The sequence below is a fragment of the Streptococcus vicugnae genome (assembly GCF_016461705.1).
GTDB lineage: Bacteria > Bacillota > Bacilli > Lactobacillales > Streptococcaceae > Streptococcus > Streptococcus vicugnae.
Genome location: NZ_JAEMHW010000001.1, coordinates 483,954 through 500,754, shown reverse-complemented (window position 1 = coordinate 500,754; position 16,801 = coordinate 483,954). Strand labels below are relative to the sequence as shown.

Genomic DNA, 16,801 nt, shown 5'->3' with positions numbered 1-16,801 from the left:
GGTGAGTTATCTTACCTGGGATTTGTGTTATAATGAAGCCAATTTATGGGAAATAGTACTTTGTTGCTATCGAGATTTATTGGAGGATTTATGTCTTATTCGAGAGAAGTTAATCGCTATGTTTTTCCGTTGATTGCGACTAATATTGCACAGCTTTTGATTAATCAATTGTCACTGCATTTTGCGGTTAATGATTCAAGTGTGGCACTTTCTGGAATATCTGTGATTCAAAATTTCTTGTTTGCCTTTGGTGGGATTTTAGGCGCCTTTAGTCTATCCTTTAATATTAAAGGGGCGCGTGCTTTTGCAGAAAGTAACAAGAGCCGATTTAAAGACTTACTGAAATCATCATTGCTTTTGGATATGCTAATTGGTCTTTTATTTATGATCTTGTGTCTAGTTTTTGGAAAGCTTTTTCTCCAATTATTCTATGGCTTCACAGGTGATTTGCTTGACTTATCAACAGCTTATCTGACTATCATGTCGTCTTATATTCTTTTGACCTTGTTGACGTTTTTATTGACAAATGTATTAAAAGTTGAAAAGAAAACTAAACCGATTTTTTGGATTGGACTTGTTAGTTCACTGCTTGATGTGGTAATGAATTATTATCTAGTTCCGATTTTGGGTGTGAAGGGTGCAGCTATTTCTGCTATAACGTCATTGCTTTTAGTGGTTTTAGCTTGGTTTCTGGTGTGATTTTTGAGGCTTTGAAATCTCAGTCAACTTGTAAAAAAGAGTTAATTCTTTTTGGGATTCCTTTAACCATTCAAGAAATTTTAGAAAGTGTCCTTTTTATCATGGTATTTGATGCTTTGATGGGACGACAAGGCTTGAAAATCCTCTCTATCTATGCGGTGATTAGTCAGTTGTTTTCAATAGTTCGTTTGCCAGCTTTTATGTATGCAGGAGCAGTTTCTATCTTCTTGCCACAGGCTAATCAAAAGCACGAAAGCAAGCGATTCATATGGGTAATTTATCGTAATAGTTATTTGGTAAGTATAATTTTTGCTGTGCTTGTGACACTTTGTGCCAATATCTTTGCTGGTTTCTTATCAAGTCAAATCAATACTAATATCATCCCGATGACTGCCTTCACGATGCTTGTCATGATTGCAACGCCACTTTATGAAAGTTCAAAAATGCTTTTACAAAGCAGTCATGCTGAAAAATGGGTGGTCAGTATGACCAGCTTGGTTAATATAGTTTGTATTGCCATTTTGCTTGTGCTTCAAGTTCTGGGAGTTCAAACCTATCAATCACTTTACTTTGTTTATGGATTAAGCCTTGTTATTCTAAGTGTTTTATTTATCAAGAAAGCAAGAGTAATAAATTGAAAGGACCTTGTGTCTTTTCAGAATGTAGACAAACCTGTTTTTAACCTAAAATGAATTCTAACTTATCATTGCAATACTTCAATTTTAGGATTCATTTGCGAGCAAGAAAGCGACATTTTTTGTCGTGGTGAAAGTGGCTGAAGACTAATTACATCAGCCACCCGGGAGTTTTGAGGGAGTGGTACAGAACTCCAAAATTTGTAGTTCGTTGTACCACCCCCGCACAGTTGACTAGGTTGGTCGCAATTTTTGCGAAGCAAAATGAGAACTGCCAGTCAACCACTGCGACCTTTAGGAATTCCTTGGATTCCTTCAACAGTCCACTGGATTGTCGAACCTGCCGACGGCACCACCTAAGAAAAGTATCAAAAAAAAGACACAAAATCCTTTTTAGTTATGAAATTAATTTACCAGCTAAGTATTTTGCTGAAAAGGCTATGGTTTCGGGAATTTTTTGGTATAATAGCTGTAAAATACTGTCAAAGGAGAGAGACATGCTAGCAAGACTTGAAAGATTTGATGCTAAGTTAAAACAATCAGATGTTGATGCGTTTTTGGTGACTGGTCAAAATAATATTTATTATTTAACAGGATTCTGGGGGACGTCAGCGACTGTTTTTATTTCAAAAACGCGTCGCTTGTTTGTGACGGATGCTCGTTACACCTTGATTGCTAAGCAATCTGTTCAAGGTTTTGATATCATTGAAAGCCGAGATGCTCTTTCTGAAATTGCCAAGGTCATTCAAGCAGATAATTTGAAGAAAATTGGTTTTGATAGTCAAGTATCCTTTGCTTATTATCAAGTTTTGCAGGGATTTTTTGCAGCTTATGATTTGGTGCCTATGACGAATTTCATGGAAGAATTGCGCATGATCAAAGATGCTTCTGAAATTGAGACCATTCGTAAGGCTTGTTCGATTTCTGATCGTGCCTTTACAGACATGCTTGATTTTATCAAGCCAGGTCAGACTACTGAGCTACAAGTGGCGAATTTTCTTGATTTTCGTATGCGTGAGTATGGAGCTTCTGGTGTGTCTTTTGAAACCATTGCGGCATCAGGCTACCGCTCTGCTATGCCTCACGGCGTAGCCAGTGAGAAAGTTATCCAATCTGGCGAAACCTTGACGCTTGATTTTGGTTGTTACTACAACCACTATGTTAGCGATATGACGCGTACAATCCATATCGGTGAAACAACTGACGAAGAGCGTGAAATTTATGACGTGGTTTTGCGTGCTAATCAAGCGGTGATTGATTCGGTTGAAGCAGGAATGACACGCCGTGATTATGATAAGTTGGCGCGTGATGTCATTGAAAAAGCTGGTTATGGCGAGCACTTTACACATGGTATTGGACACGGCATTGGGCTTGATATTCATGAAATTCCATTCTTTGGCAATTCAGATGAGTTGGTTGAAGTTGGCATGACTATTACGGATGAACCAGGAATTTACCTTGATAACAAATACGGTGTTCGTATTGAAGACGATCTTGTCGTCACTGAAAATGGTTGTGAAGTCTTAACCTTAGCACCCAAAGAATTGATTGTTTTGTAGGAGAAATGTTATGAAACCACTGACTATTAAAGATAAATTACAAGTTATCCTTGCGATGATTTTATCTGCGATGCTCTCTTTTACGCTTGTTATTGATTTAATGCAGGGAAGCAGTAAGAATTATTTCATTTTGGAATTCATTCTTGTTCTTTTCTTGTCAGCCTTAAGTCAATCACGTCAGTTTGGCATTAATGGCATTGTTCATTATGTTGCGCTTGGACTTGTTGGGTTAACATTTTTTATTGAAGCAACAGGTGGCATATACAAAATTGCTTCGTATTTCTGCATGGCAATTGCTGTGCTTGGGCTGATTATAATTTATCTTAAAAATCGTGTAGAAAAGGAGGAAAACAATGACTGAAAGACTTTCTTGGGAAGATTATTTTATGGCAAATGCGGAGTTGATTTCAAAACGCTCAACTTGTGATCGTGCCTTTGTCGGAGCTGTTTTGGTTAAAGATAATCGTATCATCGCCACTGGTTACAATGGTGGTGTTTCTGAAACTGATAACTGTAGCGAAGCAGGACATAAAATGGAAGACGGTCATTGTATCCGTACCGTTCACGCAGAAATGAATGCCCTTATCCAGTGTGCTAAGGAAGGTATCTCAACCAAAGGCACAGAAATTTACGTGACACATTTTCCGTGTATCAACTGTACCAAAGCGCTTCTTCAGGCAGGGATTAAGAAGATTACTTACAAAACAGCTTACCGCATGCATCCATTTGCTATCGAATTGATGAAACAAAAAGGTGTCGAATGCGTTCAGCACGATGTCCCAGAAGTGAGACTTGGCATGGATGATTTTGATGATTAAGTATTAAAAAGCACTCGATAGAGTGCTTTTAGTATTAATTCAATTTATCTTTTAAAATTTTTTCGTCGACTTCTGAGGTTGCTCTCCAACCATTTTTTAGAAGAGCGTTAATAAAATGCCTGCAATGATTGAGCCAATCATAATCCTAAACCATTTCCAATCTTTACGAAAAAGTGGCACAAAAAAAGATTGTCCAACTAAAGCTAACTTTAACTTCCTTAATTTCTCCGCCAAGATTTTCAAGTTTCACCTTCATATCCAATAAATCTCCATTGAATAAACTTTTAGATATTTATTGTATTAAAATTGGATTTTTTTAACAATGAAGCTTAAAATAGTTAAGAGGGATATTAGTCGAAGAGACTAAAAAGATTTGAGCCATAACGTATTTTATGGTAAAATGAAGTGATAAATAATTTATAAGAGGTAATTAATAAATGATTGAAGCAAGTAAGCTTAGAGCAGGTATGACTTTCGTAACATCTGATGGAAAACTCATCAAAGTTCTCGAAGCAAGCCATCACAAACCAGGTAAAGGTAACACAGTTATGCGTATGAAACTTCGTGACGTACGTACTGGTTCAACATTCGATACAACTTACCGTCCAGAAGAAAAATTCGAACAAGCAATCATCGAAACACGTGCTGCACAATACCTTTACAAAATGGATGATACAGCATACTTCATGGATACTGAAAGCTACGAACAATACGAAATTCCAGTTGTAAACGTAGAACAAGAATTGCTTTACATCCTTGAAAACTCAGAAGTTAAAATCCAATTCTTCGGTACTGAAGTTATCGGTGTTACTGTTCCTACAACAGTTGAATTGACAGTTACTGACACTCAACCATCAATCAAAGGTGCTACAGTTACTGGTTCTGGTAAACCTGCAACTCTTGAAACAGGTCTTGTTGTTAACGTACCAGACTTCATCGAAATCGGTCAAAAATTGGTAATCAATACGCAAGAAGGTACTTACGTATCACGTGCCTAAGCTTGCCAGTAGAGCGGGTAGAGAGGGCACCGCTCTCTTTACTTTTTAATCCTTAAACTTAATTAGAAAGGAAATGCTTATGACAACTGAAAATATCGGTGATATTGTTATTTCACCACGAGTTCTAGAAGTTATCACAGGTATTGCTGCAACAAAAGTTGATGGCGTTCACTCACTTCGTAACAAAGCCATGACTGATAGTTTCAGCAAAACAGTTTTAGGTAAAGGTGTTTACCTTCAAACAGAAGAAGATGGCACAGTTAATGCTGATATCTACGTATATCTTCAATATGGTGTCAATGTTCCTGCTGTTTCAATGGCTATTCAACAAGCTGTTAAAGCTGCGGTTTACGAAATGGCAGAAGTGACTATTTCATCTGTAAATATTCACGTTGAAGGAATCGTTCCTGAAAAAACACCAAAACCTGATTTGAAAGCATTGTTCGACGAGGATTTCTTGGATGACTAATAACTTTACAAATTCAAGACGTGACCTTCGTGAACGTGCCTTCCAGGCACTGTTTAGCCTCGAATTTGGTGGAGACTATTTGGCAGCTGCTGAATTTGCCTACACTTACGACAAGAAAATTGAAGAAGACGAAGAAGTTCAAGTTCCAGTATTTCTTTTAAACCTTGTCAAAGGTGCATGTGATTTGCAATCAGAAATTGATCAACAAATCGAAGCACACCTAAAATCAGGCTGGTCACTAGAACGTTTAACACTGACTGACAAAGCTTTGCTTCGTTTAGGTCTTTACGAAGTTAAATACTTCGAGGAAACACCTGGACGTGTTGCGGTCAATGAAATCATTGAAATTGCTAAAAAATATTCTGACGAAACATCAGCAAAATTCGTTAATGGATTATTGAGTCAGTTTGTTACTGAATAATACATAAAGAGAGATGCAGTAGCATCTCTCTTTTTCTGATTAAAAAGGTAAGAATACAACAAAAAGCACAGACCTTATGCATCTCTGTGCTTTTTGTTATTAAATACTACCACCAGGAAGTAGAGAAATCGGCAAGATGTAATCTTTGCTTGTTTTTTCTCCTTTGATACGTTTTAGGAGGATGTCAACAAGTAGACTTGCGATTTCATCGATTGGTTGACGGATAGTTGTCAATTGAGGGAAGAAGTTTTCGATAAATGATGTTCCATCGTAACCAATGATTTTCAGATCTTCTGGGATTTTTAAATCTAATTGTTTAGCAATTTTCATTGTTAAAATGGCTGTTAAGTCATCAGAAACAAAGATTCCGTCAGGTCTGTTTCTTGCGATAATTGATTTGATTTCCATCTCGCGGCGAATTGTGGATAAGTTGTTAGGAACTTTGAAAACTTCACCGTGTGGAATTTGGAATGAGAAACCAAGAGCACGTAATTCGGTTGGAGAATCGGTGTTATCGTGTCCGGTAATCATAATGATGTTTTCACAACCATTTTTCTGAAGGGTACGAGCAGCTAGTTTTCCACCTTCAAAGTTATCTGAAGCAATGATAGGAACATTTGGCGCCAGATTTCTATCAAAGGCAATAATGGGGGCACTGACGCGTTCGTAATCATCGATACCAAGGTTGTGACTTGATGAAATAATGCCGTCTACTTGGTTAGCTTCAAGCATTTCAATATATTCACGTTCCTTGGCAGGGTCATTTTGACTGTTGCAGATAATCGTTTTATACCCATGTTTGAATAGCTCGATTTCAAGATATTCAATCAGTTCAGAATAAAAGATATTGCTAATATTAGGAAAGATGAGTCCAATAAGTTGGGCAGATTTTCCCTGAAGTCCACGGGCGAGATTATTAGGTTTATAGCCTAAAGTTCTCATGGCTTCCTGGACTTTTTGTTTTGTCTTTTCAGACAAATAACCTTTATTGTTGATAACGCGTGAAACGGTTGTCGGGCTTACACCAGCAAGTTCAGCGACGTCAGTTAATTTTGCTACCATATTAGTACTTCAAATCAAAGTATGTACCAGTAACGTCTCCAGATTTAATTACAATGCCATTTTGGCCAGCTTCAGGGAAGACACGGCTAGTAAATACTTTTTCTCCTTTATTGATAAAGATTTCAACGATTGAATTGTCTACAAAAATATTAGCACTTGTTTCTTTAGTATCAATTGAGCATTCACGGCTTGTGCCAAATTCTGTAGCATATTGAACACCTGCTTTACTGCGGTCAAGAATAATTTTACCGTCTTTGGTATCGACCGTCAAGCTGAGTCCATTGCCTTTGTCATCAGCAAAGAGAAGAACTTCGGATTTTTGATTTGCAGGGAAATTTAATTCTAATTCATAAGTATTAGTTGTCTCAGATTTATTAGCAAATGCTTCAGAGTCAGCACGAAGTGAAGTGATTGCTTCAACTGGGTATTGGTAAAGTTTACCATCTTTAATAGAAAGTTCTTTTACAAGACTAAGAGCGCCTTGGTAATCGTATTTATCAGTTGGGTAATCAACATCTGGGAGTCCAATCCAGCTTACTGCTAAAGTACGCCCGTCAGGTGCGTTGAATCCTTGAGTAGCATAAGCTTCAAAACCATAATCAAGGTTTTGGATTTCTGAAGCTCCAATAAGTTTTGCACCATCTGTGTCAAACGCTTGACATACTTTGTAGGTATTTGGATAAATATTACGGTAATCAAGTTCAGCTTTATCAAGTCCTTGTGGGCAGTAAAGAAGAACTGGTTTATCATCAACAAAAACAAGGTTTGGACATTCAATCATGTACTCTGAACCAGTACCGCCGAAGTCGAGGTTGCCAACTTCTTCCCAGTTTTCAACATTGTTATCAACTGCTTTATAAAGTTTAATAAAGCCTGATTTTTCAGGGCTTTGAGCACCTACGATAGCGTAGAATTGCCCTTTGTAATTGAAAATTTGAGGGTCACGGAAGTGCTCTGTGGCATCTTCAGGTTGGCGGATAAGAACGTCATCCATTTTAGTGATCTTGTGGTCTTTATCCATCCAAGCACCGATTTGAAGTGGGTCACGTACCCAGTTTTCGTCACGTACATTTCCTGTATAGAATAGGAAAAGTTTATCGTCGATTTCATAGGCAGAACCAGAATAAGCACCGTGGCTATCGTTTTTAGTGTCAGGGCGAAGTTCTACATTAGTTTCATGGAAATGAACCAAGTCTTCAGATTCAGTGTGAACCCATTGTTTTAGGCCGTGAGCAGCGCCAAAAGGCCAATTTTGATAGAACAATGTATATTTGCCATTAAAGTATGAAAAACCGTTAGGGTCATTTAGTAATCCAGTTTTAGGCTCAATGTGATAGCTGGTGCGCCAAGGCGATTGTTTGACATTGTTGTTAATTTTTGCCAATTCTTCGGTGCTCCAATCTTCATAAGGACGGTAACGCACTTCTTTTGGTAAATCCATATTTTTTCTCCTTTGTAAAAAAACTATCTATAATAATATAGTAAACGTTTACTCCTTAAAAATCAATTATTTTCCCGCAAAAAGAAAAAAATATGATAAACGCTTGACATATATTCTGATTATGATAGAATGTAAATGTAATCAAGTGAAACGCTTACAAAAAATGTTCACAAAAAAGAAAATTTTATATAAAAAAGGAGTACTGTAATGGATTATGGTAAGGTAGCTTCCGACGTCATTAAAGCAGTCGGAAAAGACAATCTAGTTGCAGCTGCACATTGTGCGACACGTCTTCGTCTTGTTCTTAAAGATGATACGAAAGTTGATCAAAAAGCTTTGGATGAAAATCCTGATGTTAAAGGAACATTCAAAATTGATGGTCAATATCAAGTTATCATTGGTGCAGGTGATGTTAATTTTGTTTATGACGAATTAATTAAAGAAACTGGCCTTTCGGAAGTTTCAACAGATGATTTGAAACAAATTGCAAGTAGTGGTAAGAAATTCAATCCAATCATGGCATTGATTAAATTGCTATCAGACATCTTTGTACCGATTATTCCTGCACTTGTCGCAGGTGGTCTTTTGATGGCATTGCGTAACTTCTTGACAGCTGAAGGATTATTCGGTCCAAAATCAATTGAGGAAATGTATCCGGCTATTGATGGTATTTCTGCAATGATTCAATTGATGTCAGCTGCACCATTTATGTTCTTACCAATTTTAGTAGGTATCTCTGCTGCTAAACGTTTCGGCGCTAACCAATTCTTGGGGGCTGCAATTGGTATGATTATGACAACGCCAGATCTTGGTGGTGCTTCTGAATTTTGGAATATCTTTGGTTATCATGTAACACAAACAAACTATGCTTACCAAGTTATCCCAGTTTTAGCTGCTGTTTGGTTGCTATCAGTTTTAGAAAAATTCTTCCACAAAAAACTTCCATCATCAGTTGACTTCACATTTACTCCATTATTGTCAGTTATGATTACAGGATTCTTGACGTTCACTGTCATTGGTCCAGTAATGATGGTTGTTTCTAATGCCATCACTGATGTAATTGTTTGGTTGTATAACACAACAGGCTTTATAGGAATGGGTATCTTTGGTGGTACATATTCATTAATCGTTATGACTGGTCTTCACCAATCATTCCCGGCTATTGAAACTCAATTGCTTTCAGCATGGACAAAAGGTGTGGGTTATGGTGACTTCATCTTTGTGGTTGCTTCAATGGCTAACGTTGCACAAGGTGCGGCAACATTTGCGATTTGGTTCTTGACTAAAAATTCTAAGACAAAGGGTCTTGCTTCATCTGCGGGTGTTTCAGCACTTCTTGGTATTACAGAACCTGCTTTGTTTGGGGTTAACTTGAAATATCGTTTCCCATTCTTCTGTGCTTTGGTTGGTTCAGGTGTTGCTGCTGCTGTAGCTGGTTTGGTTAAAGTGGTTGCTGTTTCACTTGGTTCAGCAGGTTTCTTAGGATTCCTTTCAATCAATGCATCTTCAATCCCATTTTACTTCGTCTGTGAATTAATCAGCTTTGCTATTGCGTTTGCTCTTACATACTTCTACGGAAAAACAAAAGCAGCAGGAGTTTTTGTGGCAGAGGCAACAGACGCTGCTAAAGTTCAAGTGGAATTAGATGAACACGCTGCTAAAGAAGCAAAAGAAGTAGCTGAAGAAGTTACTGCACTTTCTCAAGCTGGTGTTTCTGAAGAAACAGTTGTAAGCCCACTTTCAGGCCAAGCTGTTGAACTTTCTGCAGTTAATGACCCAGTCTTCTCATCAGGTGCTATGGGTAAAGGTATCGCTATTAAACCAAACGGTGACACAGTTTATTCACCAGTTGATGGTACTGTTCAACTTGCTTTTGAAACAGGTCATGCTTATGGTTTGAAATCTGACAATGGTGCTGAAATCCTTATCCACATCGGTATTGATACTGTCTCAATGGCTGGTAAAGGATTTAACCAAAAAGTTGCTGCTAACCAAAAAGTTAAAAAAGGTGATGTTCTTGGAACATTTGACCGCGCAGCTATTGCAGAAGCAGGTCTTGATGATACAACAATGATTATCGTGACAAACACAGCTGACTACCAAGAAGTAACACCAGTTGCTCAAGGTGAACTTGCTGAAGGTGCTGCATTGCTAGATCTTAAATAAGTATATATCTATAATTCAAGAGGTTCGAAAGAACCTCTTTTTATATGGAGATAAATATTGATATAATAGGGTTTTTACTCTTTTTGCACTTGATATATCTTTTGCTTTTTTGTATAATATTTGATAGAAAACTAGCAATTAAAAGGGAGATAACATGACTAAATTATATGGTAGTGTCGAAGCAGGTGGAACAAAGTTTGTTTGTGCTGTTGGTGATGAGAATTTTCAAATTGTTGAAAAAGTTCAATTTCCTACAACTACACCTTACGAAACAATTGATAAAACAGTAGCTTTCTTCAAACGTTTTGAAGAAGACTTAGCAGGTATTGCTATCGGTTCTTTTGGGCCAATTGATATTGATGAAAATTCAGAAACATATGGCTATATCACAACAACTCCAAAACCCCACTGGGCTAATGTTGACCTAGTTGGCTTGATTTCAAAACATTTTAAAGTACCATTCTACTTTACAACTGATGTTAACAGCTCTGCTTACGGGGAAACAATCGTTCGCAAAGGTGTTAAAAGTCTTGTTTACTACACAATTGGTACTGGTATTGGTGCCGGTGCTATTCAAAATGGTGAGTTCATTGGTGGACTTGGTCACACAGAAGCAGGTCACGTTTATGTAGCTCCACACCCACAAGATGTAGCTAAAAACTTTAACGGTGTTTGTCCATTCCACAAAGGCTGTTTGGAAGGTATGGCAGCTGGTCCATCGCTTGAAGCTCGTACAGGTATTCGTGGGGAATTGATTGAGCTTAATTCTGATGTTTGGGATGTTCAAGCTTATTACATTGCGCAAGCTGCTGTTCAAGCAACATTACTTTACCGTCCAGAAGTGATTGTCTTTGGTGGTGGTGTAATGGCTCAAGAACACATGCTAAAACGTGTTCGTGATAAATTTAAAGCTTTGATGAACGATTATGTACCAGTTCCAGATGTTACAGAATATATCGTGACACCAGGTGTTGCTGAAAATGGTTCTGCAACTCTTGGTAACTTTGCTTTGGCTAAGAAAGTTTCAGAACGTTAATTACTTGATTAAAAATGTTAGCGAGATTGAGGAAAAGTCCAATTGGATAATTCTTCAATCTTTTTTTACGCTGACGATTCCTTGTGAATTACAGTGCTTTCTTGTTGTTAAGGTGAAAAAAGAGTATAATCGTAGCAGGTGAAATACTCAGAAAATACTAAGAATGATATTAATAAAAAACTAAAATATCAAGGCATTTCTAGCGCTTGTCGAACAGAGCTACAATGTTAGCGGATTCTTGTAATAGAGCGCTTTTTATGATAAAATGTGATGATAAGTTTATCGAAAGGAATTGGGATGGCAAATATTCTACGAACTGTTATCGAAAACGATAAAGGCGAATTAAGAAAATTAGAAAAAATTGCGAAGAAAGTTGAGTCATACGCAGATGCGATGGCTGCTTTGTCTGACGAAGAATTAAAAGCAAAAACACCAGAATTTCAACAACGATATCAAAATGGTGAAACTCTGGATCAGTTATTGCCAGAAGCTTTTGCGGTTGTTCGTGAAGCTGCAAAACGTGTTCTTGGACTTTACCCATATCGTGTTCAAATCATGGGTGGTATTGTAATGCACAATGGTGACGTGCCCGAAATGCGTACTGGTGAAGGTAAAACATTGACTGCGACAATGCCTGTATACCTTAATGCCCTTGCTGGTGAAGGTGTCCACGTTATCACTGTTAATGAATACCTTGCAACACGTGATGCTACTGAGATGGGTGAAGTATATAGCTGGTTGGGACTTTCTGTCGGTATCAACTTGTCTGCTAAATCAGCTTTTGAAAAACGTGAAGCTTATAACTGTGATATCACTTACTCAACTAACTCAGAAATTGGTTTTGACTACCTTCGTGATAACATGGTTGTTCGACAAGAAGATATGGTACAACGTCCATTGAACTTTGCTTTGGTCGATGAAGTTGACTCTGTATTGATTGATGAAGCTAGAACACCTTTGATTGTTTCTGGACAAGTGACTTCTGAAACAAGCCAACTTTACATTCGCGCTGATAGATTTGTTAAGACTCTTGAAAGTGTTGATTATGTCATTGATGTACCAACTAAAACAATTGGCTTGACTGACAGTGGTATCGATAAAGCAGAAGAATACTTCCATTTGGAAAATCTTTACGATTTGGAAAACGTTGCCTTAACACACTACATTGACAATGCTCTTCGTGCCAACTACATCATGATTTTGGATATTGACTATGTGGTTAGTGAAAATGGCGAAATCCTAATTGTCGATCAATTTACAGGACGTACAATGGAAGGTCGTCGCTTTTCTGACGGTTTACACCAAGCTATTGAAGCTAAAGAAGGCGTGCGCATTCAGGAAGAATCTAAGACAAGTGCCTCAATTACTTACCAAAACATGTTCCGTATGTATAAAAAATTGGCAGGTATGACTGGTACAGCTAAAACTGAAGAAGAGGAATTCCGCGAAGTTTACAATATGCGCATTATTCCAATTCCAACGAATAGACCGGTCGCACGTATTGACCATCCAGATTTGTTATACCCAACACTTGCTTCTAAATTTAGAGCAGTGGTCGAAGATGTTAAACGTCGTCATGCGAAAGGTCAACCAGTTTTGGTCGGTACTGTAGCTGTTGAAACTTCTGACCTTATTTCTAAGAAATTGGTTGAAGCTGGTATTCCACACGAAGTTTTGAATGCTAAAAACCACTTCAAAGAAGCACAAATCATTATGAACGCCGGTCAACGTGGTGCTGTTACAATTGCAACTAACATGGCTGGTCGTGGTACAGATATCAAACTTGGTGAAGGAGTTCGTGAACTTGGTGGACTTTGCGTCATCGGTACAGAACGTCACGAAAGCCGTCGTATTGATAATCAGCTTCGTGGTCGTGCTGGTCGTCAAGGTGATCCAGGTGAATCACAGTTTTACCTTTCACTTGAAGATGATTTGATGCGTCGTTTTGGTTCAGATCGTATCAAGGCATTCCTTGATCGTATGAATCTTGATGAAGAAGAAGCTGTCATCAAATCTAAGATGTTGACTCGTCAAGTGGAATCAGCACAAAAACGTGTTGAAGGTAACAACTACGATACTCGTAAACAAGTCCTTCAATATGATGATGTTATGCGTGAACAACGTGAAATCATTTATGCTGAACGTCACGACGTTATTACAGCTGACCGTGATTTGGCACCTGAAATCAAAGCTATGATTAAACGTACGATTAATCGCGCTGTTGATGCTCACAGTCGTGCTGACCGTGAAGAAGGAGTCAAAGCAATTCTTAACTTTGCCAAATCAAACTTAGTTCCTGAAGATTCAATTAAATTAGCTGATCTTGAAGAATTAGACTTTGAAGAAATCAAAGAAGATCTTTACAACCGTGCATTGAAAGTTTATGATGCTCAAATTGCCAAACTTCAAAATGAAGAAGCTGTTAAAGAATTCCAAAAAGTTTTGATTTTGATGGTTGTTGATAATAAGTGGACAGATCATATTGATGCTCTTGATCAATTACGTCAATCAGTTGGTTTGCGTGGTTATGCTCAAAATAACCCAGTTGTTGAATATCAATCAGAAGGTTTCCGTATGTTCCAAGCAATGATTGGAGCAATTGAATTTGACGTAACACGTACAATGATGAAAGCACAAATTCACCAACAAGAACGTGAACGCTCAACTGAACGTGCAACAACAATGGCTGAAAAGAATATCTCAGCCCAAAATGTTCAAGCACAATCTGACATTGATTATTCTAATGTTAAACGTAATGATTTGTGCCCATGTGGATCAGGCAAAAAATTCAAAAATTGCCACGGTCGCAAACATTTTTAAAAAAGACAACAGAAAATTCTGACAATTTATTGAAAAACCTCTTGAAAATGGTATAATATATAAAATCTTAACTAATTTCAGGAGAGGGAAAATATATGTCATTTAAAGCAACAAGTAAAAAGATTAATTTCGATGCTCTCAAAGAAGAATCAAAATTAACTGGTGACGCTCTAGCTAAAAAAGAAGCTCGTGATCGCGAACTGGAAGCTATTATTAAAGGTGAAGATGATCGAGTTCTTTTGGTTATCGGTCCTTGCTCATCTGATAATGAAGATGCTGTACTTGAATACGCTCATCGTTTGGCAAAACTTCAAGAAGAAGTTAAAGATCGAGTCTTTATGGTGATGCGTGTCTATACAGCAAAACCACGTACGAATGGTGATGGTTATAAAGGTTTGATGCACCAACCTGATACGTCAGAGGCACCAAGCTTGATTAACGGTATTAAAGCCGTTCGTCACCTTCATTATCGTGTGATTTCAGAAACAGGATTGACAACGGCGGACGAAATGCTTTACCCAGAAAATCTTCCATTGGTAGATGACTTGGTATCTTATATCGCTGTTGGTGCTCGTTCAGTCGAAGACCAACAACACCGCTTTGTTGCTTCAGGTATCAGTGTTCCGACAGGTATGAAAAATCCTACTTCAGGTAACTTGAATGTTATGTTTAACGGTATTTATGCCGCACAAAACAAACAATCATTCTTGTTTAACGGTGAAGAAGTGGAAACATCTGGTAACCCATTTGCACATGCCATCCTTCGTGGTGCACTTAACGAATATGGTAAGAATGTGCCAAACTATTACTATGATAATGTCATCGATACTATTGAACAATACGAAAAAATGGGACTTGAAAATCCATTTATCGTTATCGATACTAACCATGACAACTCAGGAAAACAATATTTAGAACAAGTTCGTATTGTCCGTCAAACATTGATTAACCGTGATTGGAATGAAAAAATTAACAAATACGTTCGTGGATTTATGATTGAATCTTACTTAGAAGATGGTCGTCAAGACAAACCTGAGGTATTTGGTAAATCAATCACAGACCCATGTCTTGGATGGGACAATACAGCAAAACTTGTTCACGAAATTTACGATACACTAGGTAAATAATTTATGGGAATACATCAAAAAAGTGCAACAATTGATATTGCACAAGTCAAAGAACTATCAAAATTAGAAGGTGATTTTCTTGCTAAGAAGAAAGCACGTGATGCTGAGCTAGCAAAAATCATCAAAGGTGAAGATGATCGTATTCTTTTGGTCATCGGACCTTGTTCATCTGATAACGAAGAAGCTGTTCTGGAATATGCTCGCCGTTTAGCAAAACTTCAAGAAGAAGTTAAAGATAAAATCTTTATTGTTATGCGTGTCTACACAGCAAAACCACGCACAAACGGTGATGGTTATAAAGGCTTAATGCATCAGCCTGATACCTCAAAACTTCCAGATTTGATTAATGGTGTTGCTGCTGTTCGTCATTTGCATTATCGCGTCATTACTGAAACAGGCTTGACAACAGCTGATGAAATGCTATATCCAGACAATCTTCCATTGGTAGATGATTTGGTGTCATATCACGCTATTGGAGCTCGTTCAGTCGAAGACCAAGAGCATCGCTTTGTTGCTTCAGGAATTGATGCCCCAACAGGGATGAAAAATCCAACGTCTGGTAATTTGAATGTTATGTTTAACGGTATTTATGCCGCACAAAACAAACAAAACTTTATTTATCATAGTGCAGAAGTTGAAACAGATGGTAATCCATTGGCGCATGCCATTCTTCGTGGCTCACTTAATGAGCACGGTGAAAATGTGCCAAATTACTATTATGATGACTTGTTGAAAGCAATTGCTCATTACGAAAAGATGGGGCTTAAGAATCCATTTATCGTTGTTGATACAAATCATGATAATTCTGGTAAAAAATATCTTGAACAAATCCGTATTGTACGTCAAACATTGATTAATCGCGACTGGAGTGATAAAATTAACAAGTATGTACGTGGATTCATGATTGAATCTTACTTGGAAGATGGTCGCCAAGATACACCAGAGGTATTTGGAAAATCGATCACAGACCCATGTCTAGGATGGGATAAAACTGAAAAATTGATTCGTGAAATCCATGCAACCTTAAGTCATGATTCTTATGAAGAATTGCTATTCTAATTAATTGAATAACCTATGGGGCTGGGGATTTTTCTCAGCTCCTTAGTTTTGGAAATCATTGGCGATTTGGCTAATAAGAATTTTGATTTGGTTTAAAATCGTTTTTCACAAAGGAGACGTATGATTATTGGTCACGGCATTGACTTGCAAGAAATAGATGCAATCAAGCGAGCGTATGAGAAGAATAATAGATTTGCAAAGCGCGTACTGACAGAAAAAGAATTTCAAGTTTTTTCAAGCTTTAAAGCTGAAAAAAGACAAATGGAATTTTTAGCAGGACGTTGGGCAGCAAAGGAAGCTTTTGCTAAGGCAATGGGAACAGGTATTGGTCCTGTTGGTTTTAAAGATATTGAAATTCTGAATAACCAACTTGGTGCTCCTGAGATTACTCAGTCCCCATTTTCTGGGAGAGCTTTTATCTCACTTTCTCATACGGGAAATCTTGTGCAAGCCAGTGTTATCTTAGAAGATGATAAGTAATAAGTTTTTTT

At 37.7% G+C, this 16,801-nt stretch carries 14 protein-coding genes and 1 pseudogene; 13 read left to right on the top strand and 2 right to left on the bottom strand.

Translation table 11 applies throughout. The features are described 5' to 3' along the window. Nucleotides 1-90: 90 nt before the first annotated feature. The 7 genes and pseudogenes from JG537_RS02470 to nusB all read left to right on the top strand — a co-directional run bounded on the left by JG537_RS02470 (nt 91) and on the right by nusB (nt 5,599). Nucleotides 91-1,337 (top strand): annotated as a pseudogene (locus JG537_RS02470) (MATE family efflux transporter). A gap of 494 nt (nt 1,338-1,831) precedes the next feature. Then, complete coding sequence (locus JG537_RS02465) at nt 1,832-2,893, top strand: M24 family metallopeptidase (RefSeq protein ID WP_199543165.1); 1,062 nt, start codon at nt 1,832-1,834, stop codon at nt 2,891-2,893. Between the two features lie 10 nt (nt 2,894-2,903). Next, nucleotides 2,904-3,254 carry a hypothetical protein gene (locus tag JG537_RS02460; RefSeq protein WP_199543163.1) on the top strand — a complete coding sequence of 117 codons (351 nt, stop codon included), beginning with the start codon at nt 2,904-2,906 and terminating at the stop codon, nt 3,252-3,254. Then, entirely contained in the window at nt 3,247-3,711 is a 465-nt protein-coding gene (locus JG537_RS02455; protein WP_006531991.1) for a deoxycytidylate deaminase, read from the top strand. Before JG537_RS02460 ends, JG537_RS02455 begins: the two co-directional genes overlap by 8 nt. A gap of 437 nt (nt 3,712-4,148) precedes the next feature. Further along, nucleotides 4,149-4,709 (top strand): elongation factor P, encoded by a 561-nt coding sequence (gene efp, locus JG537_RS02450; RefSeq protein ID WP_132869517.1) that lies wholly within the window; start codon nt 4,149-4,151, stop codon nt 4,707-4,709. A 79-nt stretch (nt 4,710-4,788) separates the two neighbouring features. Beyond that, nucleotides 4,789-5,178 carry an Asp23/Gls24 family envelope stress response protein gene (locus JG537_RS02445; RefSeq protein ID WP_132869518.1) on the top strand — a complete coding sequence of 130 codons (390 nt, stop codon included), beginning with the start codon at nt 4,789-4,791 and terminating at the stop codon, nt 5,176-5,178. After that, nucleotides 5,171-5,599: a transcription antitermination factor NusB gene (nusB, locus tag JG537_RS02440; RefSeq protein ID WP_132869519.1), complete on the top strand. Its 429-nt coding sequence runs from the start codon at nt 5,171-5,173 to the stop codon at nt 5,597-5,599. The genes JG537_RS02445 and nusB overlap by 8 nt, the downstream gene beginning before the upstream one ends. A gap of 99 nt (nt 5,600-5,698) precedes the next feature. On the opposite strand, the gene JG537_RS02435 is transcribed toward nusB, so the two are convergent. Both JG537_RS02435 and JG537_RS02430 read right to left on the bottom strand, forming a co-directional pair. Next, nucleotides 5,699-6,661, bottom strand: coding sequence for a LacI family DNA-binding transcriptional regulator (locus tag JG537_RS02435; protein WP_132869520.1), 963 nt, complete (start codon nt 6,659-6,661; stop codon nt 5,699-5,701). 1 nt (nt 6,662) lies between these two features. Then, complete coding sequence (locus JG537_RS02430) at nt 6,663-8,102, bottom strand: sucrose-6-phosphate hydrolase (protein ID WP_199543161.1); 1,440 nt, start codon at nt 8,100-8,102, stop codon at nt 6,663-6,665. A 207-nt stretch (nt 8,103-8,309) separates the two neighbouring features. Here JG537_RS02430 and JG537_RS02425 point away from each other — a divergent pair, with 207 nt between their 5' ends. The 6 genes from JG537_RS02425 to acpS all read left to right on the top strand — a co-directional run bounded on the left by JG537_RS02425 (nt 8,310) and on the right by acpS (nt 16,790). Next, entirely contained in the window at nt 8,310-10,268 is a 1,959-nt protein-coding gene (locus tag JG537_RS02425; protein WP_132869522.1) for a sucrose-specific PTS transporter subunit IIBC, read from the top strand. Nucleotides 10,269-10,422: 154 nt separating this feature from the next. Then, nucleotides 10,423-11,304: a fructokinase ScrK gene (gene scrK, locus JG537_RS02420; RefSeq protein ID WP_132869103.1), complete on the top strand. Its 882-nt coding sequence runs from the start codon at nt 10,423-10,425 to the stop codon at nt 11,302-11,304. A 297-nt stretch (nt 11,305-11,601) separates the two neighbouring features. After that, the gene (secA, locus tag JG537_RS02415; protein WP_132869102.1) at nt 11,602-14,124 is read left to right on the top strand and encodes a preprotein translocase subunit SecA; all 2,523 of its coding nucleotides are present in this window, start codon (nt 11,602-11,604) and stop codon (nt 14,122-14,124) included. A 95-nt stretch (nt 14,125-14,219) separates the two neighbouring features. Continuing rightward, nucleotides 14,220-15,251 (top strand): 3-deoxy-7-phosphoheptulonate synthase, encoded by a 1,032-nt coding sequence (locus JG537_RS02410; protein ID WP_132869101.1) that lies wholly within the window; start codon nt 14,220-14,222, stop codon nt 15,249-15,251. 3 nt (nt 15,252-15,254) lie between these two features. Next, nucleotides 15,255-16,310 (top strand): 3-deoxy-7-phosphoheptulonate synthase, encoded by a 1,056-nt coding sequence (locus tag JG537_RS02405; protein ID WP_132869100.1) that lies wholly within the window; start codon nt 15,255-15,257, stop codon nt 16,308-16,310. A gap of 120 nt (nt 16,311-16,430) precedes the next feature. Next, entirely contained in the window at nt 16,431-16,790 is a 360-nt protein-coding gene (gene acpS, locus JG537_RS02400) for a holo-ACP synthase (RefSeq protein ID WP_132869099.1), read from the top strand. The last annotated feature ends 11 nt before the right edge of the window (nt 16,791-16,801 follow it).